Raw genomic sequence first — 17,057 nt, 5'->3', positions numbered from 1 at the left:
CGCTCGCCGCGCGCTGGCCTGAGCCCCGTCTCTCAGCCCTGCCTCGGCCGCCGCACACATGACAGACTGGCCCCATGACACGGGTGCTGATCGTCGGAGCAGGAATCATCGGACTGGCCACGGCCTACCAGCTCGCCCAGCGCGGAGCCGAGGTCACCGTCCTCGAACGCAGCCACACTGCTGCCGGAGCCAGCTGGGGCAATGCCGGCTGGGTGTGTCCGGGGCTCGCGACACCGCTGGCCGTGCCCGGCGGCTGGAAGCACGGCATCGACGCGGTGACGAAGCCGCATGCCCCGCTCACCTTCTCCCGCATCACCCCAGCGCTGACGGTGTTCTTAGCGAAGTTCGCCTCCCAGATGACCGAAGGCCGCTACCAGGCAGCTCTGCGCGCCAACGCGCCGCTGGCCCGCGAGGCGCTGCCGGCCTTCGACCGCCTCGCCGAGGCCGGGGTCACGAGCCCCGTGAATCGTGCCGACTACACCATCGGCGCTGAGGACAATGACACGATCGTCAGCTTCGCCGGCGAGCTGGCGCAGATCTCCGACCTCGGCGTCGAGGTCGGCAGCTGCCGCCTCGACCCGCGCACCGTGCCGTACTTCACCGACCGCGTCACCGCGGCTCTCCGGGTCACCGGCCAGGCGTACATCGACCCGGGGGAGTACTGCCGGTCGCTGGCCGCGCTGGCCGAACGGGCCGGCGTGCAGATCATCACCGGCGCCGAGGTGGTGGCCGGGCATGCCGGTTCCGAATCCGTCAGCGTCGTTGACCAGTCCGGAGCCGCCCACACCGCCGATGAGCTCGTGGTCGCCGCTGGTGCCTGGTCCGATGATGTGCTGCGCGCTGTCGCCGGCCGCAGCGCCATGACCGGGCAGGCCGCCGGCCGCGGCTACTCCTTCACCGTCGATGCCGATCGCGGGCACTTGCCCGAGGGGCCGGTCTACCTGCCGGCACAGCGCGTCGTGCTCACCCCGTATCAGGGTGCCATCCGGGTCGCCGGCACCATGGAGTTCGCCCACCCGGACGCACCGCCGCGGCACGGGCGCATCGAGGCGATCGTCTCCCAGGTCGCGCCGCTGCTCGATGGGATCGAACTGTCAGACACCCGCGACCACTGGGTGGGCCCGCGACCGGTCAGCACCGACGGCCGGCCCGTCATGCGCCGCGTCGCCCAGCGCGTCACCGCCGCCACCGGCCACGGCATGTGGGGCATCGTCTTCGGCCCCATCACCGGTGAGCGCATCGCCGAACAGCTGCTCGGCCGCTGACGGCCGCGACACCAGAAGCTCAAGGAGGAGTCCCCATGTCTCAGCGCGGCATCTCACGCGACGGCGGTCGCCTGTTCGCAGATCCAGGCCAGGACGGACTGCTGCACCGTGCGTTCCTGCGCGGCGGCGGCTTCAGCGCCGAGGACGTGCGACGCTCACCGGTCATCGGCATCGCCAGCAGCGCCAGCGAGCTCAACCCGTGCAATGCAGGGCTCGGAGACCTGGCCGCCGAGGTGAAGGCAGGGGTGCGCGAGGCCGGTGGCCTGCCGCTGGAGTTCCCGACCATCTCGATCTCCGAACCCTACACTCGGCCCACGAGTCTGTACCTGCGCAACCTCATGTCCATGGACGTCGAGGAGATGATCCTCGCCTCACCGATCGACGGGGGCATCCTGCTCGGCGGCTGCGACAAGACGATCCCGGCCCAGCTCATGGGCGCCATCAGCGCAGACATCCCCGCGCTGGTGCTGGCCGCCGGCCCGCGCCCGGTGTCCTGCTTCCAGGACAATGACGCCTTCACCGTCGACGATGTCTGGCCGGTCTGCGAGAAGGCACCTGCAATGTCATGGGCACCGCTACGACGATGGCGGCCATCGCCGAGGTGTTGGGCTTCGCTCCGCCCGGCTCCACCCTGCCGGCTGCCGCCAGCAGCGCCCGGCGCGAGATCGCTCGGCTCACCGGCGCGGTCCTCACCGCAGCAGACAATCCCTGGCCGCGACCGAGCGAGCTCGTGACGATGGCCTCCCTGGAGAACGCCTTCCGCGTCATCACGGCGCTCGGCGGCTCGACGAATGCGCTCATCCACCTGGAGGCGATCGCCGGCCGGGCCGGGCTGCGCATCGGCATCGAACGCTTCGAACAGTGGTCGCGCACCACCCCGGTGCTGGCAGATGTGCGACCAGCAGGCAGCTTCCTGCTCGACGACCTGGACGCCGCCGGCGGCATTCCCGAGGTGATGCGCCGGCTCAGCGATCGCATCGACACCGACGCGCTCGCCGGGGACGGCCGACGCTGGTCAGAGGTGCTGGCCGAACGCGCCCCGGCCGCAGCACATCCGGCACTGCGGGACACTCAGAACCCGATCGCCGAGCGCGGCGCACTGCGGATGACGCGCGGCAGCCTCGCCCCGGGCGGCTGCGTCATGAAGCTGGCCGCCGGCGCGCCTGCTGTCAGGCGCGCCCCCGTGGTCGTCTTCGACGGCCTCGACGATCTCTACGCCCGCATCGACGATCCCGATCTCGACGTCACCCCGGAGACGATCCTCGTCCTGCGCGGCCTCGGCGTCATCGGCGCGCCGGGGATGCCGGAGGTCGGGCACCTGCCGATACCGCGGAAGCTCATGGAGCAGGGCGTGGAGGACATGACCCGAATCTCCGATGCCCGCATGAGCGGCACCTCCACCGGCTCCGTCATCCTGCATGTCACTCCCGAATCCGCGGTCGGCGGCCCGCTGGCCAAGCTGCGCACAGGGGACATCGTCGAGATCGACGCTGGTGCCGGGACGATCGATCACTGCGTGCCCGCCGCGGAGTTCGCCGCGCGCGAACCGGTCATGCAACCGATGACGGCTGAGCGCGGGTATGCCCGCCTGCACCGTGAGCATGTGCTCCAACCCGATGCCGGCTGCGACTTCGACTTCCTCACCGCCGCAGGTCTCAACACTGACTCGCGCTGACCCACCCGGCCGGTCCGCTCGCTCCTCCACGCCGACCTGCAAAATGACAGCCGGCCCTGTGCAGTCACCGGGCCGGGTGTCAGGCCGCCTCAGCAGCCGCTCACAAACCTCAGTCAGCGGCCGGAGCCGCCTTCTTCGACTTCGTGAAGTAGCGGGCGAGGGTCTCGTCCGAGGCCGGCTTCGTCAGCAGCGAGATGATGACGAAGCACGGGATGTTGACGGCGAAGCCCCAGATGCCGGCATGGATGCCGAGCGGGTGCACGAACACGAACGAGAACAGGATCGTTACGATCGACCCGGCGATGAGCCCGACGAGCGCACCGACCTTCGTCGCCCGCGGCCAGTAGAAGATGCCGATCATGATCGGGAACGCCTGTCCGGTGAATCCGTAGCCGATGAGCAGGATGTAGACGAGGCTCGCCGGCTCCATGATCGAGATCGGGGCGATGATGAGCGCCATGAGCGGGAAGATGAGCCACCGGGTCATCCGGCCGGTGCGCTCATTCGACAGCTTGAACAGCGGCTGCAGCACGTCCTTGCTGTAGGTCAGCGCGGTGGCGTGGATGTTCGGCTCACTCGACGACATCGAGGCTGCCAGCGTTCCCGCACCCAGCAGACCGGCGACGATGACTGGCATGTTGTCGACAGCTAGCTGGATCGCGACTTTGTCGGAGGCGGCGATGTCCGGGTACTCGAAGATGCCGATGAAGCCGACGATGATCATCGGGATGAGAACGAGGTAGTACAGCGGTAGGTATGTCGTGGCGACCTTGAGGCTGCGCGCGGACTTCGCACCCATCCACGAGATCCAGTGGCTCTGCCAGATCGAGAAGAAGGAGATGAGGATCGACGTCGTCCAGAACGCGTACGACATATCGCCGAGCGCACCGGGCAGCGTGAGGAACTCAGGCGCGTCCTGCTGTAGCCGCTCGAAGATCGGCGTCGCATCGAAGCCGCCGGTGAACCAGTTGACCGCCCACAGCCCCACCATGAACGACACGATGAACATGAGCGCACCCTGGAAGGCGTTTGTGAAGCCGATCGCGCGCAGACCGCTGCGGAACAGGTAGATCGAGATGACGGCAAGGGTGAGGATGACGCCCAGCCATGTCGGGATGAGCCCGAAGCTCATGACATTGAGGATGTAGGCCGAGCCGATCGTCTGCAGCACGGCATAGGCGATGCCGCCGATCGACACGACGACCGCCGTCAGACCGCCGAGCAGCGGCGACTCGTACCGGTCGGTGATCGTCGTCGACTGGGTGGCATGCCCGAAGCGGCGGCCGAAGTTCCACACCTTCGGGCCGATGTGCCAGGCGACGAACGACATGAACGCCAGGTACACGACGACGTAGAGCGCCGGCACGCCCTTGTCGTGTGCCCAGCCGGGTGAGCCCATGAAGGTGTAGGCGCTCACACCGCCGGCGGCGACGAGGAGGTAGATGACGAACGGGCCCATGCTGCGGCTGCCGACGCCCCACCCTTCGACAGTGCGCATATTGTGTCCGCGCCCGGCGCCTGCGCCGATGACGACGGCGATGACGAGATAGGCGGCGGTGATGATGAACGGGATGTGCTGCGTCATCGTCCCTCACCTCCGGGCTGCCCGGCATCAACGCTCGTGCCGTCCGGATCGAGCGGGTCGACATCGCCCAGATCGCCGGTGATCCGGTTGATGATGACCATCGCGATGGTGGTGATGAAGAGGATCGCGATCGACCAGACCATGAGCAGCGGCATGCCGAGCACGAGCACGTTCCTGTCGAAGAGCACGACGACCGGCCAGATGCCGAGGACGATGACGACGGCGACGATGCCGAGGCTCACCCACCCTCCTGCGCTCGACGGAGTTCGGAAGCGCATATCCATATGTGTTCCTTCCTTAGATGGCGGAGTTCGCCGCTGGCTCCGGCAGCGTCTGCAGCCGGTCAGCGGTGTGTGTCAGAGCCTCAGCGGCATCCGGGCCGGAGGCGATGAGAACGATCTGTGCCGGCGCAGCGTCACCGCGCACAGCAGGGGAGAGGCGCACCTGCCCGCCGGCCAGCTGCACCTCATGCCACTGCCCGGCGGCATCCCGGACGAATCCCTTGGCACGCACGAGCCTCGAGGCATCGAGCACCTGCGCAAGCCGGTCGAGTTCGGCGGCGCCTGCCAGCCTCACCGTCGTCGTCTCGTGCACCTGTGCGTGCCGGTCCCGAGGCGCCAGCCGGCTTCCAGCCGTGCGCTCACGAGCGGCCTCGGCACCGGCGGCGGTCAGGGACTCCGGTGCCTGCAGCAGTGCATCAACCAAGCCGCTCGCATCCTCATCAGTGAGAACCTGGGCGTGCGGGCTCACCGCCGCGGCAGCGCCGCGTGTCGCCTCGACCTGGGCCGGTGAGGCCAGGCCGGTCTTGGTGATGAGCAGAACATCGGCGGCCGCGATCTGCTGTGTGATGACATCGGCGATGAACTCATCGCGCAGCCGCTGGCCTGTCACGAGCGCATCGAGGCAGACGATGACCGGGCCGCCGCAGAATCCGGGATAGGTGCGCCACGCGCCCAGCTGGCCCGGATCCCCGACGCCGCTGAGCTCGCAGATGACATGCCGGATATCGGCACGCGCCGCCAGCGCTGTCATGGTCTGCTGCACATCGTCGGTGATCTGGCAGCAGATGCAGCCGTTGCTCAGCTCCAGGGTGTCTGCTCCGGCCGTCGCGATGAGATCGGCGTCGATGCTGATATCGCCGAAGTCATTGACGACCACGGCCACCGCGTCGGCATGCGGGGACCGCAGCAGCCGGTTGACGAGCGTCGTCTTCCCGCTGCCCAGATAACCGCCGATGAGGGTGAGCGGGATGCTCACGTGCCGGCCTTCACATTGCTGGCGAAGTGCCTGCCGCCCACCACCGTGCCGTGCACGCGGATCGCACCGATCTGCTCAGGCTCCACAGCCAGCGGATCCTCGGCGAGCACCGCCAGATCAGCGAACTTGCCCGGCTCGATCGAACCGATCTCGGCATCGCGCTTGAGCATATAGGCGCTGCCGATCGTCACCGCCGCCAGCGCAGCCGCGGCATCGATGCGCTCATGCTCGCCCATCACCCGCCCGGAGAGCGTCCGGCGGGTGACCGCATGCATGACGGTCTTGAGCGGTCCCAGCGGAGTGACCGGGGAGTCGGAGTGCAGGCTGAAGGGAACGCCGAGGCGCTGCGCCGTTGCTGCCGCATTGTTCCGGCGTGCCCGGTCCGGGCCCATCGTGAGGTCGAGGTGCTGATCGCCCCACTGGTGGATGTGGTTGGCGAAGATGTTCGCACACGCCCCGAGCGCCCGCATCCGCCGGTACTGCGCCGGCGTCGACATCTGCGAGTGCGTGCACGTGTGCCGGTGGTCCGGGCGCGGATGGTCGATGAGCACCCGCTCCAGGGTGTCGAGGAACAGCTCGGTGGCCTGATCGCCGTTGCAGTGGACGTGAATGAGCAGCCCGGCCGTGTGGAAGGCCTCGAACGCCCGGTGGAACTCCTCAGGGCTGACGTTCCAGATCCCATTGGGCTCATCACCGTAGTAGCCGGGCTGACGCACCCGGGCGGTGAAGCCTTGCAGGGTGCCGTCGAGCATGAGCTTGACGCTGCCGAATCCCAGCAGCGGCGTCGAGGAGGCCTTGAGCTCCTGCAGCCGTTCGGCATCGGCAGCCAGGGTCTGCGACACCGCACCGACACCGGCGCCGAAGTGGAAGACCTCCAGCCGGGCTGGGAAGTCGCCGGTCACCGTCTGCCGGTACAGCTGGGTGCCGGCATCGTCCATGAGCAGCCGGGAGCCCAGATCGGTGAGCGTGGTGGTGCCGGTGTTGACGCCGTCCTGGCCGAAGTTCCGCAGCGCGTCGGCATCGATGCTGAGCAGGTCATTGCCGCCGGCGACAGCGTTGACGAGCCCCATGGCCGCGAACTCGTGCAGCTCGCCGGTGAGCTCACCGCTGGCATCGCGGGACACACCTTCGGTGCGCACGTCCGCGTCGACACCGCAGCGCTTGAGGGCCGCGGAGTTGACGGTCAGCGCATGCCCGCTCGCATGGTTGACGGCGATCGGCCGGGTGCCTGAGACCCGGTCGAGGTGAGCGCGGACGAGCTTCTCATGCTGGAAGTAGATGGGGTCGAGACCCCAGGCGATGAGCGGTGCCTCAGCGTCCTCCATCGCGGCATCGGCCTCGGCGAGCCGGGAGATGACGTCCTCGATCGAGGTGCAGCCGGGCCAGTGGGTGCCGTGCGGGTCGACGCGGTCGACATAGCCGACGTACGTCCCCTTCCACACATTGCCGGTGCCGGCATGGCTGTGCGCCTCGACGAAGCCCGGCAGCAGCACAGCATCGGCATAGCGCTCATCGACGACGGCACGGGGATACTGCAGGAGTTCCGCGACGGTGCCGACGGCGCGGAACCGGTCCCCGCGGATCGCGACGGCCTCTGCCGTCGGCGCAGCAGGATCCATCGTCCGGACACGGCGTGCAGGATAGACGATCGTCGGTTCCATCGCGTCGGTGCTCACTTCGGCCCCTTTGCCCATTCATGCGAGAAGACACTCACGTACAGAAAGCGACCCGAGCATGTCATGGAAGCGCAACCGTCGCTACGGACGATCTGTAGCTGCCGCGCCCCTCGGCCTTGACACTGTGTCAATCGACCGGAAACTGCGCCGAGAACCCCAGGGCTCCCGGCGCAGCCACTGTCTCACACCAGCGCCCGCCGCAGCGTATCGAGCCCCACGGATCCAACTGCCAGCGCCCGGGCGTGGAAGTCCTTGAGGCTGAAGGACGCACCGGCAGCCTGCTTGGCCTCGTCGCGGATCTCCTCCCACAGCCGCTGACCGATCTTGTAGCTCGGCGCCTGGCCGGGCCAGCCCAGGTAGCGGTTGAGCTCGAAGGCGAGGAAGCTGCGATCCATCGCGACATTGTCGGTGAGGAACTGCCAGGCCTTCTTCGCATCCCAGGTGCCGCCGCCCACAGACTGCGGGGCCTCCAGCTTCAAGTGCACACCCAGGTCGACGCACACACGCGCGGCGCGCAGCCGCTGCGAGTCGAGCATGCCCATATAGTCGCCCGGATCCTCGAGGAAGCCCAGATCGGCCATGAGCCGTTCGGCGTAGAGCGCCCACCCCTCACCGTGACCGGACACCCAGCAGGCGTTCCGGCGCCAGTCGTTGAGCTGGTCCTTGAGATAGGTCGCCTGCGCCACCTGCAGGTGATGGCCGGGCACACCCTCGTGGTAAACAGTCGTCTTCTCCTGCCAGGTCGAGAAGGTCTCCGTGCCCGCCGGCACCGACCACCACATGCGGCCGGGCCGGGAGAAGTCATCGCTGGGACCGGTGTAGTAGATCCCGCCGGTGCCATCGGCGAGCACCATGCACTCGATCGTGTGCAGCGGCTCGGGGATGTCGAAGTGTTCCTTCGACAGCTCCCGGATCGCCTCATCAGCCGTCGTCTGCATCCACTCGCGCAGCGCATCAAGACCGTGCAGCTGCCGGGCCGGGTCCGCATCAAGGGCCTTCATCGCCGCGAACACATCATCACCGGGCGAGACCTGGGCGGCGACCTTCTCCTGCTCGGAGTGGATCTGCGCCAGCTGTTCGAGACCCCACGCATAGGTCTCCTCGAAGTCGATCTCCGCGCCGAGGAACTGCCGGCTGGCCAGCTCATACTCCTCACGGCCGCAGGCATCATCGCTGCCGGCGTGCGGGGCGATCTCGGTGCGCAGGAACTGCGCAAGCTCCCCATAGGCCGCCCGCGCCTTCTCCGCGCCGTCCTGCAGCGCGGCGGTGAGCGCCTCCGGTCCCGAGGCGCCGGCGACGAGACCATCGAAGTGCCCACCGGTCTTGGCGAGCTCCTCGGCCTGCTTGGCGGCCTCGGTCACCTGGCGGATCGCCGCCACCCGGCCCTTCTCACGGCCGACGGTGAGCGACTCCCGGTAGCCGTCAAGCGCCTGCGGGACGACCGCGAGCTTCGCAGCGATGTGCTCCCAGTCGCCTTCGGTGTCGGTGGGCATGAGGTCGAAGAGATCGCGCACCAGCTGCACCGGGGAAGTGATGACATTGATATCGCCGAGGTGGTAGCCGCGCTCAACAGCGTCGATCTCCAGTCCCAGGCGTTCGTTCATCGCATCGACGGTCACCCGGTCGGTGTCGTCCATGCTCTCGGCCGCATCGACGGCCTGCCGCAGCTTCGCGAGTGTGTCCTTGGCCAGCTCTGCGCGGCGTTCAGTGCCGGCGGGGGAGAAGTCATCGAGCTCATCCTGCCGGCCCTCAACACCGAGTTCGATCCGGAAGGAGGGGCTGAGATCCAGCAGCTGGGAAACGTATTCATCGGCAACGGCGTCGATGCCGCTGCGCGGGCGTGAGAATTCAGTCATGGCCACCACTCTAGCGCTCAGCGCGGATGTCGCCGGCCCCACCGAACCACCGGTCTTGTCCGGATAGCGGCCACCACGTGAAAGCCCGAGCGAACGCTGGTTAAGGTTACTCTCATCAGTTTCAAAGGAGATGCTCATGGTTCGCCGTACCACCGTTGCCGCTGTGCTGTCGAGCGCGGCGCTTGTCATCCTCGCCGGCTGCGCACCCGGCTATGGGCGCAGCACCGACAGCGGTGACGGCACCATCGCAGCAGCCAGCACCTGCACGAGCCACAGCCTGCGCCTGTCCCACCAGTGGCCGGCCGCCCGCGGCGACGGCAGCGACTTCCGCTCCCAGCTCGCCGAGGACTTCGCCGCGCAGGTGACAGAGGCGACCGACGGTGAGGTCAACATCAAGGTCTTCGCCAATGCGACGCTGTCGAAGCCCAATGACCAGTACGATGCGATGCTCGCCGGCTCGATCGACGGGGCGGTCATGCCGCTCGACTACGCCTCCGGCCACGTCGCCGAATGGTCGATCAGTCTCATGCCGGGATTGGTGCGCAGCCACGAGGAAGCACGCGCCTGGGACGAAGGCCCGATGGGTGAAGCCCTCGACCGCTCGATGCTCGACCATGAACTCGTCCGCCTCGTCCACGTCTGGAACGCCGGCGGCATCGGTTCGAAATCCGCCCCAATCCTCACCCCCGACGATGTGCCGCCCGGTGCGACGATGCGCGCCGCGGGCAACTACGTCGAGTACATGCTCCAGGACGCCGGCGCCGGCATCACGAGCCTGCCGAGCTCCGAGATCTACTCAGCCATGCAGACCGGAGTGCTCGACGCCGCAGTGACATCAGCCAGCTCCTTCGCCTCCTACCGGCTCGAAGAGCTCGTCACCTCATACGTCTCCCCGACAGAGAACACCTTCTGGTTCATGTATGAACCCCTTGCTCTCACCAAGGGCGCCTTCGAACAGCTCTGCGCCGAACAGCAGGACGCCGTGCGGCAGGTCGCCGCGGACCTGCAGGAGCGTGCCTACAGCGACTCCGCTGCCGATGATGCCCGCGTCGAGAAGATCTTCGCCGACGCCGGTGTCGAGGTCGTGCAGATGGACGACGCCGCCTTCGAACAATGGCTGCCGCTGGCTCGCAAACAGTGGGAGGCCTACCGCGAAGACGTCCCCGGCGGCGCCGAACTCATGGACCTCGCTCAGGAGAACGGACACGGACAATGAGCCACAGCCCGTCACACGACACCACCGCAGCAAAGCCGCTCATCTGCCGCATCGCCGACACCCTCTCAGAGATCGCCGGCCTCGTCGCCGGGGCTGCGCTCATCATCGCGACCCTGGTGACCGGCTGGGGCGTGTTCGTCCGCTACTTCCTCAAAGCACCGACCACCTGGCAGACCGAGGCCACCATCTACCTGCTCATCTGCGTCGCCTTCCTGGGCGCGGCCTACGGTGTGCGCCACAACGCGCACGTCGGCGTCGACCTGTTGCCCGAGGCGCTGCCGCTGCGCGGACGGCTCATCCTGCGCATCATCACGACCATCTGCGTCCTCGGTGTCGTCGCCGTCGTCGCCTGGACCGGCTGGAACATGTGGAGCAACGCCTACGCGCTCGACACCCGCTCGGCCAGCTCCTGGGGTCCGCCGCTGTGGATCCCGTACGCCTTCCTGCCACTCGGCATGGCGCTCGTGTTCCTCCAGTACCTCGCCGAACTCATCGAAGCTGCCCTCGCACTCACCGGCCGCCTCGACCCGGCACAGGTGACCCTGCTCGGCGCCACCGGCGAAGCCGCAGAGATCCAAGCCGAGCTCACCACCCATGACGACCCGGCCACCGCCCACGCCGACCCGGCCACATCCGACAACCATTCCACCGAGGGTAAGGAGGAGCGCCCATGAGCCCGCTGATCCAGGGTGCCTTCATCATCCTCATCTCGCTCATCCTCTTCGCCTCCGGCATGCCGATCGCCTTCGCGCTCGCCATCACGGCACTCGCCGGCATCCTCATCTTCCTCGGTCCCGAGCACACCGATCTGTTCGGCAAGCTCACCTTCGACTCGCTCAACGACTTCGGGCTGCTCGCCATCCCGCTCTTCGTCCTCATGGGCAACCTCTTCGGCGGTTCGAAGGCCTCCCAGCAGCTCTTCATCGCCGGCGAAGCCTGGCTCTCGCGCATCCGCGGCGGACTGGCGATGAGCTCGGTCGTCGCCTCCACCGTCTTCGCCGCCATGACCGGATCCTCGCCGGCGACCGCCGCAGCGATCGGCCGGGTCGCAGTTCCGGAGATGGTCGCCCGCGGCTACTCTGGGCGCATCGCCACCGGTGCTGTGGCCGCCGGCGGCACGCTGGGCATCCTCATCCCGCCCAGCGTCACCCTCATCCTCTACGGCATCGCCTCCGAGCAGTCGATCGGCCAGCTCTTCGCCGCCGGCATCATCCCCGGCATCGTCATCATGGTGATGTTCTGCATCTGGATCTACATGGCCGTCTCCCTGGAACAGAAGAAGCTCAACACGGCCGCCGAGGCGGGGGAGACCTCGCAGGTCATCGGCGCCTCCGCCGCCGGCCCGGGCTCGTGGACGTGGGGCGACCGGTTCTCCTCGCTGCTGAGGGTGCTGCCGTTCGTGGCGCTCGTCGCCGCGGTCCTCATCGTCCTCTACCGCGGCATCGCCACCCCGAGCGAAGCGGCAGCGATCGGCGTGCTGCTCGTCGCAGCGCTCGTCATCTTCGTCTACCGCGAGCACAACGGCGCCAAGCTGCTGGGCGTGCTGCGTTCCTCGGTCTCGCAGTCGTCGATGATCCTCATGATCACCGCATTCTCCGCTGTCATCGCCACGGTGCTCAGCTATCTGGAGGTGCCGCAGGAGCTCGCCTCGACGATCACCGAACTCGAGCTCAACCGCTGGATCGTGCTCGTGCTCATCAACCTCGTGCTGCTCGTCATGGGCCTGTTCCTGCCGCCGGTGTCGATCGTCGTCATGGTCACCCCGATCCTGCTGCCGCTCATCCTCTCACTCGACTTCAACCCGATCTGGTTCGGCATCATCATGACGATCAACATGGAGATGGGCCTCATCACCCCGCCTGTCGGGCTCAACCTGTTCGTCCTCAAGGGCATCGCCCCGGACATTAAGCTCACCGAGATCCTGCGCGGCTCCCTGCCCTATATCGTGGTGCTCGGCCTGGCGATCGTGCTGTTCTCGCTCTTCCCGGAGATCATCACGTGGCTGCCCGAGGTGCTCTACAGTGAGTAGGTCGCCCAGACGGGTGCGAGAGTAAGGACTGGATACACAACCGCAGAAGGAGGAACACGCGTGGCAGAGCCCAGGCTCTGGTCGAAGGACTTCACCGTCGCGATCATCGCCGCCGTGTTCCTGTCCTTCGTCTTCTACCTGCTCGTCACCACGATGGCCGGTTACGCAGTCCTCCGCTTCTCCGCCTCCGACTCCGCCGCCGGTCTCGCCTCGAGCTCCTTCGTCCTCGGTGCGCTCTCAGCCCGCATGTTCGTCGGCACCGTGCTCGACACGCTCGGCCGCTACCGCGTCCTCATCACAGCCTTCACGCTCTCGGCCATCGCCTGCGCGCTCTACCTGCCGGCTGACTCCCTGTGGCTGCTCATCGCCGTGCGCTTCGCCCACGGCGCAGTCTTCGGCGCCGGCCACACCGCCATCATGGCCGCCGTCCAGGACATCATCCCGCCATCCCGCCGTGCCGAAGGCACCGGCTACTTCGGCACCTCCACGACCCTGGCAGCAGCCCTCGGCCCGCTCATCGCCATCATCCTCGTGCGCGACTACGGCTACCACTGGCTGTTCATCGCCTCGCTCATCTTCACGATCCTCGGCCTCATCGCCATCCTGTTCCTCCGCGTGCCCGAACGCGCCGCCGCAGAACGCGAGATCCTCTCCTGGCGCAGCTTCCACCCCGTGCGCCTCTTCGACCCGTCTGGTCTGCGCATCGGCACCGCCATGCTCATCGCCGCAGTCGCCTACTCCTCGGTCATGACCTTCCTGGCCACCTACACCACCAGCATCGGCATCGCTGAAGCCGCCCCGGCCTTCTTCGGCGCCTTCGCCACCGCCTCGCTCATCGCCCGGCTCACCCTGGGCCGTGTGCAGGACCGGTTCGGTGACAACATCGTCGTCTACCCGCTCTTCGCCGCGTTCTTCACCGCGATGCTGCTCATCTCCGTCGCTCCGAGTCTGTGGACGATCATCACCGCCGGCATCCTCGGCGGCGTCGGCTTCGGCACGCTCATGTCCTCGACGCAGGCGATCACCATCCGCCGCGCCGGCCCCGCCCGCGTCGGCGTGGCCACCTCGACGTACTTCTTCATGCTCGACATCGGCTTCGGCCTCGGCCCCATCGTCCTCGGCGCGATCATCGCCGCCAGCTCGTACACCGCCATGTACGCCATCGCCGCCCTCCTCGTCGGGCTGAGTGCGGTGCTGTATTGGCTGTTCCACGGCCGGCTCACCGCGCCCGAGGCGGGGGAGGGCCTGGTATGACGACTCGCGAACCCCTGTGGACAGGTCAGTTCGTGCTGGCCTTCACCATCAACCTCGTCCTCTCGATCTCCTTCTATGTCCTCATCACCTCGATGGCCGGCTACGCCGTCACCGAATTCGCCGCCGGCTCCTCGATCGCCGGGCTGACCGCCAGCGCCTTCATCATCGGTGCGACGCTCGCCCGGATCGTCGCCGGCAAGTACCTCGACTTCATCGGCCGCAGGGTCTCGATTCTTGCGGTGCTTGCGGTGTTCGTGCTCTCCGCGCTCGCCTATCTCGTCGCCGAGCACATCTGGGTCGTCATCGCCATCCGCCTCATCCACGGCATGGCCTTCGGGTGGGGGTCGAACACCATCACCTCGGTTGCCCAGAGCCTCATCCCGCAGTCCCGCCGCGCGGAGGGCACCGGCTACTTCGGCACCTCGACGACGCTCTCGACCGGGCTCGGCCCCTTCATCGCGGTGTGGCTCTCGGGTGCCTATGGCTACGACGCGGTGTTCATCATGTGCGCGGTGGTCTCTGCTGTCGGCCTGGTGCTCGGGCTGCTGCTGCGCCCACCAGAGCGGAAGGTCACCGCCGAGGAGCAAGCCGCGAAATGGTCGCTCGCCTTGGGGACGATCATCGACTACCGCAGCGTGCGCATCGCCACCATCATGCTGCTCGCCGGCTTCTCCTACTCCGTGGTGCTCGCCTTCCTGCAGACCTACGCGAAAGAGGAAGGCTTCGGCAGCGCCGCGAGCAGTTTCTTCATGGTCTTCTCCGTCTCGATGCTCGTCGGCCGGCTCGTGCTCGGCCGCGTGCAGGACGTCTACGGCGACAACATCGTCACCTATCCGCTCATCCTCAGCTTCGCCGGCAGCCTCGTGCTCATCGCGCTCGCCCCGGCCGGCTGGGTCATCGTGCTCGCTGCGATCCCGGCAGGGCTCGGCTTCGGATCGCTGTTTCCCTGCATCCAGTCGATCGCCGTCACGCTGGCCGGTCCTGCCCGCTCGGCACTGGCGGTCTCGACGTTCTTCATCCTCCTCGACGTCGGCACCGGCCTCGGCCCGGTGCTGCTCGGCGCCCTGACACCTGCCATCGGCCTGCGCGGCGTCTACCTCGTCGCCGCCGGCCTCATGGTCGTGGCGCTCGGGCTGTACTGGCTGTTCCACGGGCGTTTGCAGAGGCGCTGACCTGTTCTGCCGCCGACTCGCCCAAGGCGGGGCCCGGAAAGCGCACGGCCGCTCACGGTCGAGTACGTCCGTAGAGCAAACGGCGACAGAATCATCACGGAGTGTTAGGTCCTTCCGGACGGGCTGAATGGGCTCAGCTGAGATCGATGCTGGCAGACAGACTCGAACGAAGACAGAAGGCGAAGACCTGTCCTCAGGCCGTCCGCTATGCAAACCCCGCTGGTGCTGAACCTGACGGTGGCGTATGTCTGGAGTAGCAGGCCTCAACAGCGGTGTTGAGGCCCATCCGGAAAGGGACGGTTATGAACACGATTGCCCCAGTGGGAGAACGCTTCGCTTCCGAACTCGCCGCGCTCTCGACGCTCGTCGATTCTGACCGACCCGGATGGACGCGCCGCGCGATGAGCGAATTCGACATCGCCGGCCGTGACTATGCTCGCTCCCTCATGCGGCAAGCTGGCCTGGAGACACGAATCGACGGTGCCGGCAATGTCATCGGGGTCCTGCCCGGGCGTGTGGGTGGTCGTCAGATCATGCTCGGTTCTCACACGGACACCGTTGATGCTGGCGGCCGTTATGACGGGATCACCGGGGTGCTCGGGGCGATCGAGGTTGTCCGGCTGCTGCGAGAGAACGACATCACTTTGGACCATGACCTCGTCGTCGTTGTGTTCTTCAATGAGGAGCCAAACGACTTCGGGCTCTTCTGCATGGGATCTCGGGCCATGACCGGGAATGCTGACTCAGCAATGCTGGCCATCACTGACCCGCAGGGCAGGAGCGTGGCGGACTCACTGCCGCGCTCAGGGATCGACCCGCATGAGTTTCTGCAGGCTCGCTATGACTTCTCGCCGGTGACAGCGTTCCTCGAACTGCACATCGAGCAGGGTCCCGAACTCGAACGCATGGACCGACAGATCGGTGTGGTGGAGACGATCACCGGCATTCACCACTTCCGGGCACTGTTCACCGGACGTCAGGACCATGCAGGCACAACTCCCATGGACGTCCGAGCTGATGCTGGATGTGCCGCCGCTGGAACTGTACTGGCGGTCGAAGCGATCGCCGCGTCAGGAGAGAACACCCGCGGAACCTCCGGTCAGATCACGTTTACGCCTGAGGCCACTAATGTCGTCTCGCGGCTGGCTGCGGTCGAGGGCGAGCTGCGGGGGCACAGTGGCACTTGGCTGCATGAAGCGCAGCAACGCTTGACCGAAGCCGCAGAAGCGGAAGGATCCAAGCGCGGCGTGCACGTGGAGATGGAATGGACGACCGCCGATGAGCCGGTGCCCATGCATGAGCCCATCACCAAGCTCATCGCCACTGCTGCCGATGGGCTCGGTTTCACCCGCGCGACGATGTTCTCCGGTGCAGGGCATGATGCGGGTGTCATCGCTTCGCAGACGAACGTCGGGATGATCTTCGTGCCTTCGCATGACGGCCGCAGCCACTGTCCGGAGGAATTCACTGAGCTCAGCGACATCCTCCCTGGCATTTCAGTGCTGCTGGAGACCGTGCTCCGGATCGACAAGGCCGGCTGTATTTGAGGGGAGCTGACGGCGGGCGTAGTGCCAGGCTCCCGGTTTGACGGTGGCGTGATGAAGAGAGATTCCGGGAATCGACCAACTCAAAGGCTCTGCGAATCAAGTGAAGTTACCGGCTTCGTGTGACACGGTCCGTGAGATTGTGGAAGTCAACGGAAGAGCCTTGAACTTTCTCGTCGTCCGTGACGCGGGAGGGCCTGTCTCGCTAAGCCTTGATCCACCGATCTGCTTGATGTCCGGGGGTTCACTCGGATTCGAGCGCGGACGCGATGAGTGGGCAGGAGGTAGTGTCCCGGCCTCTCACCGGTCTCTTCCACACTTCGCTTGCCAGGGTCTCCTCCATGACTCCGGTCTCGGGCCCCCTTCCAAGGGCTGGTTGATCAGGTCGGCATTGTCCGGGGTGGCCCCAACGTTGATTGCCACAGCCGTGAGAACTCCGTCGCCCACGGCCAGGTTCTCGGCAGATGCAGGAACAGCTTCCTGGCCCGGTGAGCGATCCGGGCCGGGATGCCGATGATCCGCGTGCGC

13 protein-coding genes and 2 pseudogenes are annotated in these 17,057 nt (G+C 66.9%); 9 read left to right on the top strand and 6 right to left on the bottom strand.

Features of this window, described 5'->3' with window-relative positions; all coding sequences use genetic code 11:
- Positions 1-74 precede the first annotated feature (74 nt).
- From ACFFN1_RS02250 to ACFFN1_RS02240, 3 genes and pseudogenes are all read left to right on the top strand, one after another.
- The gene (locus tag ACFFN1_RS02250; RefSeq protein WP_376838192.1) at positions 75-1,265 is read left to right on the top strand and encodes an NAD(P)/FAD-dependent oxidoreductase; all 1,191 of its coding nucleotides are present in this window, start codon (positions 75-77) and stop codon (positions 1,263-1,265) included.
- A 35-nt stretch (positions 1,266-1,300) separates the two neighbouring features.
- Positions 1,301-1,702 (top strand): annotated as a pseudogene (locus tag ACFFN1_RS02245) (dihydroxy-acid dehydratase domain-containing protein); the annotation flags it as partial.
- 128 nt (positions 1,703-1,830) lie between these two features.
- Positions 1,831-2,940, top strand: coding sequence for a dihydroxy-acid dehydratase domain-containing protein (locus tag ACFFN1_RS02240; protein ID WP_376838189.1), 1,110 nt, complete (start codon positions 1,831-1,833; stop codon positions 2,938-2,940).
- Positions 2,941-3,049: 109 nt separating this feature from the next.
- Here ACFFN1_RS02240 and ACFFN1_RS02235 read toward each other — a convergent pair whose 3' ends face one another.
- The 5 genes from ACFFN1_RS02235 to ACFFN1_RS02215 form a co-directional block, all read right to left on the bottom strand.
- Positions 3,050-4,525 (bottom strand): sodium:solute symporter family protein, encoded by a 1,476-nt coding sequence (locus tag ACFFN1_RS02235; protein WP_376838187.1) that lies wholly within the window; start codon positions 4,523-4,525, stop codon positions 3,050-3,052.
- Positions 4,522-4,809 carry a hypothetical protein gene (locus ACFFN1_RS02230; protein WP_376838185.1) on the bottom strand — a complete coding sequence of 96 codons (288 nt, stop codon included), beginning with the start codon at positions 4,807-4,809 and terminating at the stop codon, positions 4,522-4,524. Before ACFFN1_RS02230 ends, ACFFN1_RS02235 begins: the two co-directional genes overlap by 4 nt.
- Before the next feature lie 13 nt (positions 4,810-4,822).
- Complete coding sequence (locus ACFFN1_RS02225; RefSeq protein WP_376838183.1) at positions 4,823-5,782, bottom strand: CobW family GTP-binding protein; 960 nt, start codon at positions 5,780-5,782, stop codon at positions 4,823-4,825.
- Complete coding sequence (locus tag ACFFN1_RS02220; protein ID WP_376838181.1) at positions 5,779-7,458, bottom strand: amidohydrolase; 1,680 nt, start codon at positions 7,456-7,458, stop codon at positions 5,779-5,781. Before ACFFN1_RS02220 ends, ACFFN1_RS02225 begins: the two co-directional genes overlap by 4 nt.
- 182 nt (positions 7,459-7,640) lie before the next feature.
- A complete protein-coding gene (locus tag ACFFN1_RS02215) occupies positions 7,641-9,314 on the bottom strand; it encodes a DUF885 domain-containing protein (protein ID WP_376838179.1) in 1,674 nt (557 codons plus the stop codon).
- 136 nt (positions 9,315-9,450) lie between these two features.
- Here ACFFN1_RS02215 and dctP point away from each other — a divergent pair, with 136 nt between their 5' ends.
- The 6 genes from dctP to ACFFN1_RS02185 all read left to right on the top strand — a co-directional run bounded on the left by dctP (position 9,451) and on the right by ACFFN1_RS02185 (position 16,532).
- A complete protein-coding gene (gene dctP / locus ACFFN1_RS02210; RefSeq protein ID WP_376838177.1) occupies positions 9,451-10,530 on the top strand; it encodes a TRAP transporter substrate-binding protein DctP in 1,080 nt (359 codons plus the stop codon).
- The gene (locus ACFFN1_RS02205; protein WP_376838175.1) at positions 10,527-11,204 is read left to right on the top strand and encodes a TRAP transporter small permease subunit; all 678 of its coding nucleotides are present in this window, start codon (positions 10,527-10,529) and stop codon (positions 11,202-11,204) included. Before dctP ends, ACFFN1_RS02205 begins: the two co-directional genes overlap by 4 nt.
- Positions 11,201-12,559 carry a TRAP transporter large permease gene (locus tag ACFFN1_RS02200; RefSeq protein ID WP_376838174.1) on the top strand — a complete coding sequence of 453 codons (1,359 nt, stop codon included), beginning with the start codon at positions 11,201-11,203 and terminating at the stop codon, positions 12,557-12,559. The genes ACFFN1_RS02205 and ACFFN1_RS02200 overlap by 4 nt, the downstream gene beginning before the upstream one ends.
- A gap of 60 nt (positions 12,560-12,619) precedes the next feature.
- Positions 12,620-13,813, top strand: a complete 1,194-nt coding sequence (locus ACFFN1_RS02195; protein ID WP_376838172.1) for an MFS transporter — start codon at positions 12,620-12,622, stop codon at positions 13,811-13,813.
- Positions 13,810-14,985: an MFS transporter gene (locus ACFFN1_RS02190; protein WP_376838170.1), complete on the top strand. Its 1,176-nt coding sequence runs from the start codon at positions 13,810-13,812 to the stop codon at positions 14,983-14,985. Before ACFFN1_RS02195 ends, ACFFN1_RS02190 begins: the two co-directional genes overlap by 4 nt.
- Positions 14,986-15,287: 302 nt before the next feature.
- A complete protein-coding gene (locus ACFFN1_RS02185; RefSeq protein WP_376838168.1) occupies positions 15,288-16,532 on the top strand; it encodes a M20 family metallo-hydrolase in 1,245 nt (414 codons plus the stop codon).
- Between the two features lie 377 nt (positions 16,533-16,909).
- Here the strand turns inward: ACFFN1_RS02185 and ACFFN1_RS02180 are convergent.
- Positions 16,910-17,057, bottom strand: a pseudogene (locus tag ACFFN1_RS02180) (IS1380 family transposase); the annotation flags it as partial.

The organism is Brevibacterium otitidis, assembly GCF_042429315.1.
GTDB classification, from domain to species: domain Bacteria; phylum Actinomycetota; class Actinomycetes; order Actinomycetales; family Brevibacteriaceae; genus Brevibacterium; species Brevibacterium otitidis.
This window is presented reverse-complemented; position numbering and strand designations above follow the sequence as displayed.

What these genes read in the sequence shown, in the direction of transcription:
- ACFFN1_RS02235 (WP_376838187.1), bottom strand. Translation starts at nt 4,525, where the DNA reads ATGACGCAGCACATCCCGTTCATCATCACCGCCGCCTATCTCGTCATC.
- ACFFN1_RS02250 (WP_376838192.1), top strand. Translation starts at nt 75, where the DNA reads ATGACACGGGTGCTGATCGTCGGAGCAGGAATCATCGGACTGGCCACG.
- ACFFN1_RS02240 (WP_376838189.1), top strand. Translation starts at nt 1,831, where the DNA reads ATGGGCACCGCTACGACGATGGCGGCCATCGCCGAGGTGTTGGGCTTC.
- ACFFN1_RS02215 (WP_376838179.1), bottom strand. Translation starts at nt 9,314, where the DNA reads ATGACTGAATTCTCACGCCCGCGCAGCGGCATCGACGCCGTTGCCGAT.
- dctP (WP_376838177.1), top strand. Translation starts at nt 9,451, where the DNA reads ATGGTTCGCCGTACCACCGTTGCCGCTGTGCTGTCGAGCGCGGCGCTT.
- ACFFN1_RS02205 (WP_376838175.1), top strand. Translation starts at nt 10,527, where the DNA reads ATGAGCCACAGCCCGTCACACGACACCACCGCAGCAAAGCCGCTCATC.
- ACFFN1_RS02190 (WP_376838170.1), top strand. Translation starts at nt 13,810, where the DNA reads ATGACGACTCGCGAACCCCTGTGGACAGGTCAGTTCGTGCTGGCCTTC.
- ACFFN1_RS02230 (WP_376838185.1), bottom strand. Translation starts at nt 4,809, where the DNA reads ATGGATATGCGCTTCCGAACTCCGTCGAGCGCAGGAGGGTGGGTGAGC.
- ACFFN1_RS02185 (WP_376838168.1), top strand. Translation starts at nt 15,288, where the DNA reads ATGAACACGATTGCCCCAGTGGGAGAACGCTTCGCTTCCGAACTCGCC.
- ACFFN1_RS02200 (WP_376838174.1), top strand. Translation starts at nt 11,201, where the DNA reads ATGAGCCCGCTGATCCAGGGTGCCTTCATCATCCTCATCTCGCTCATC.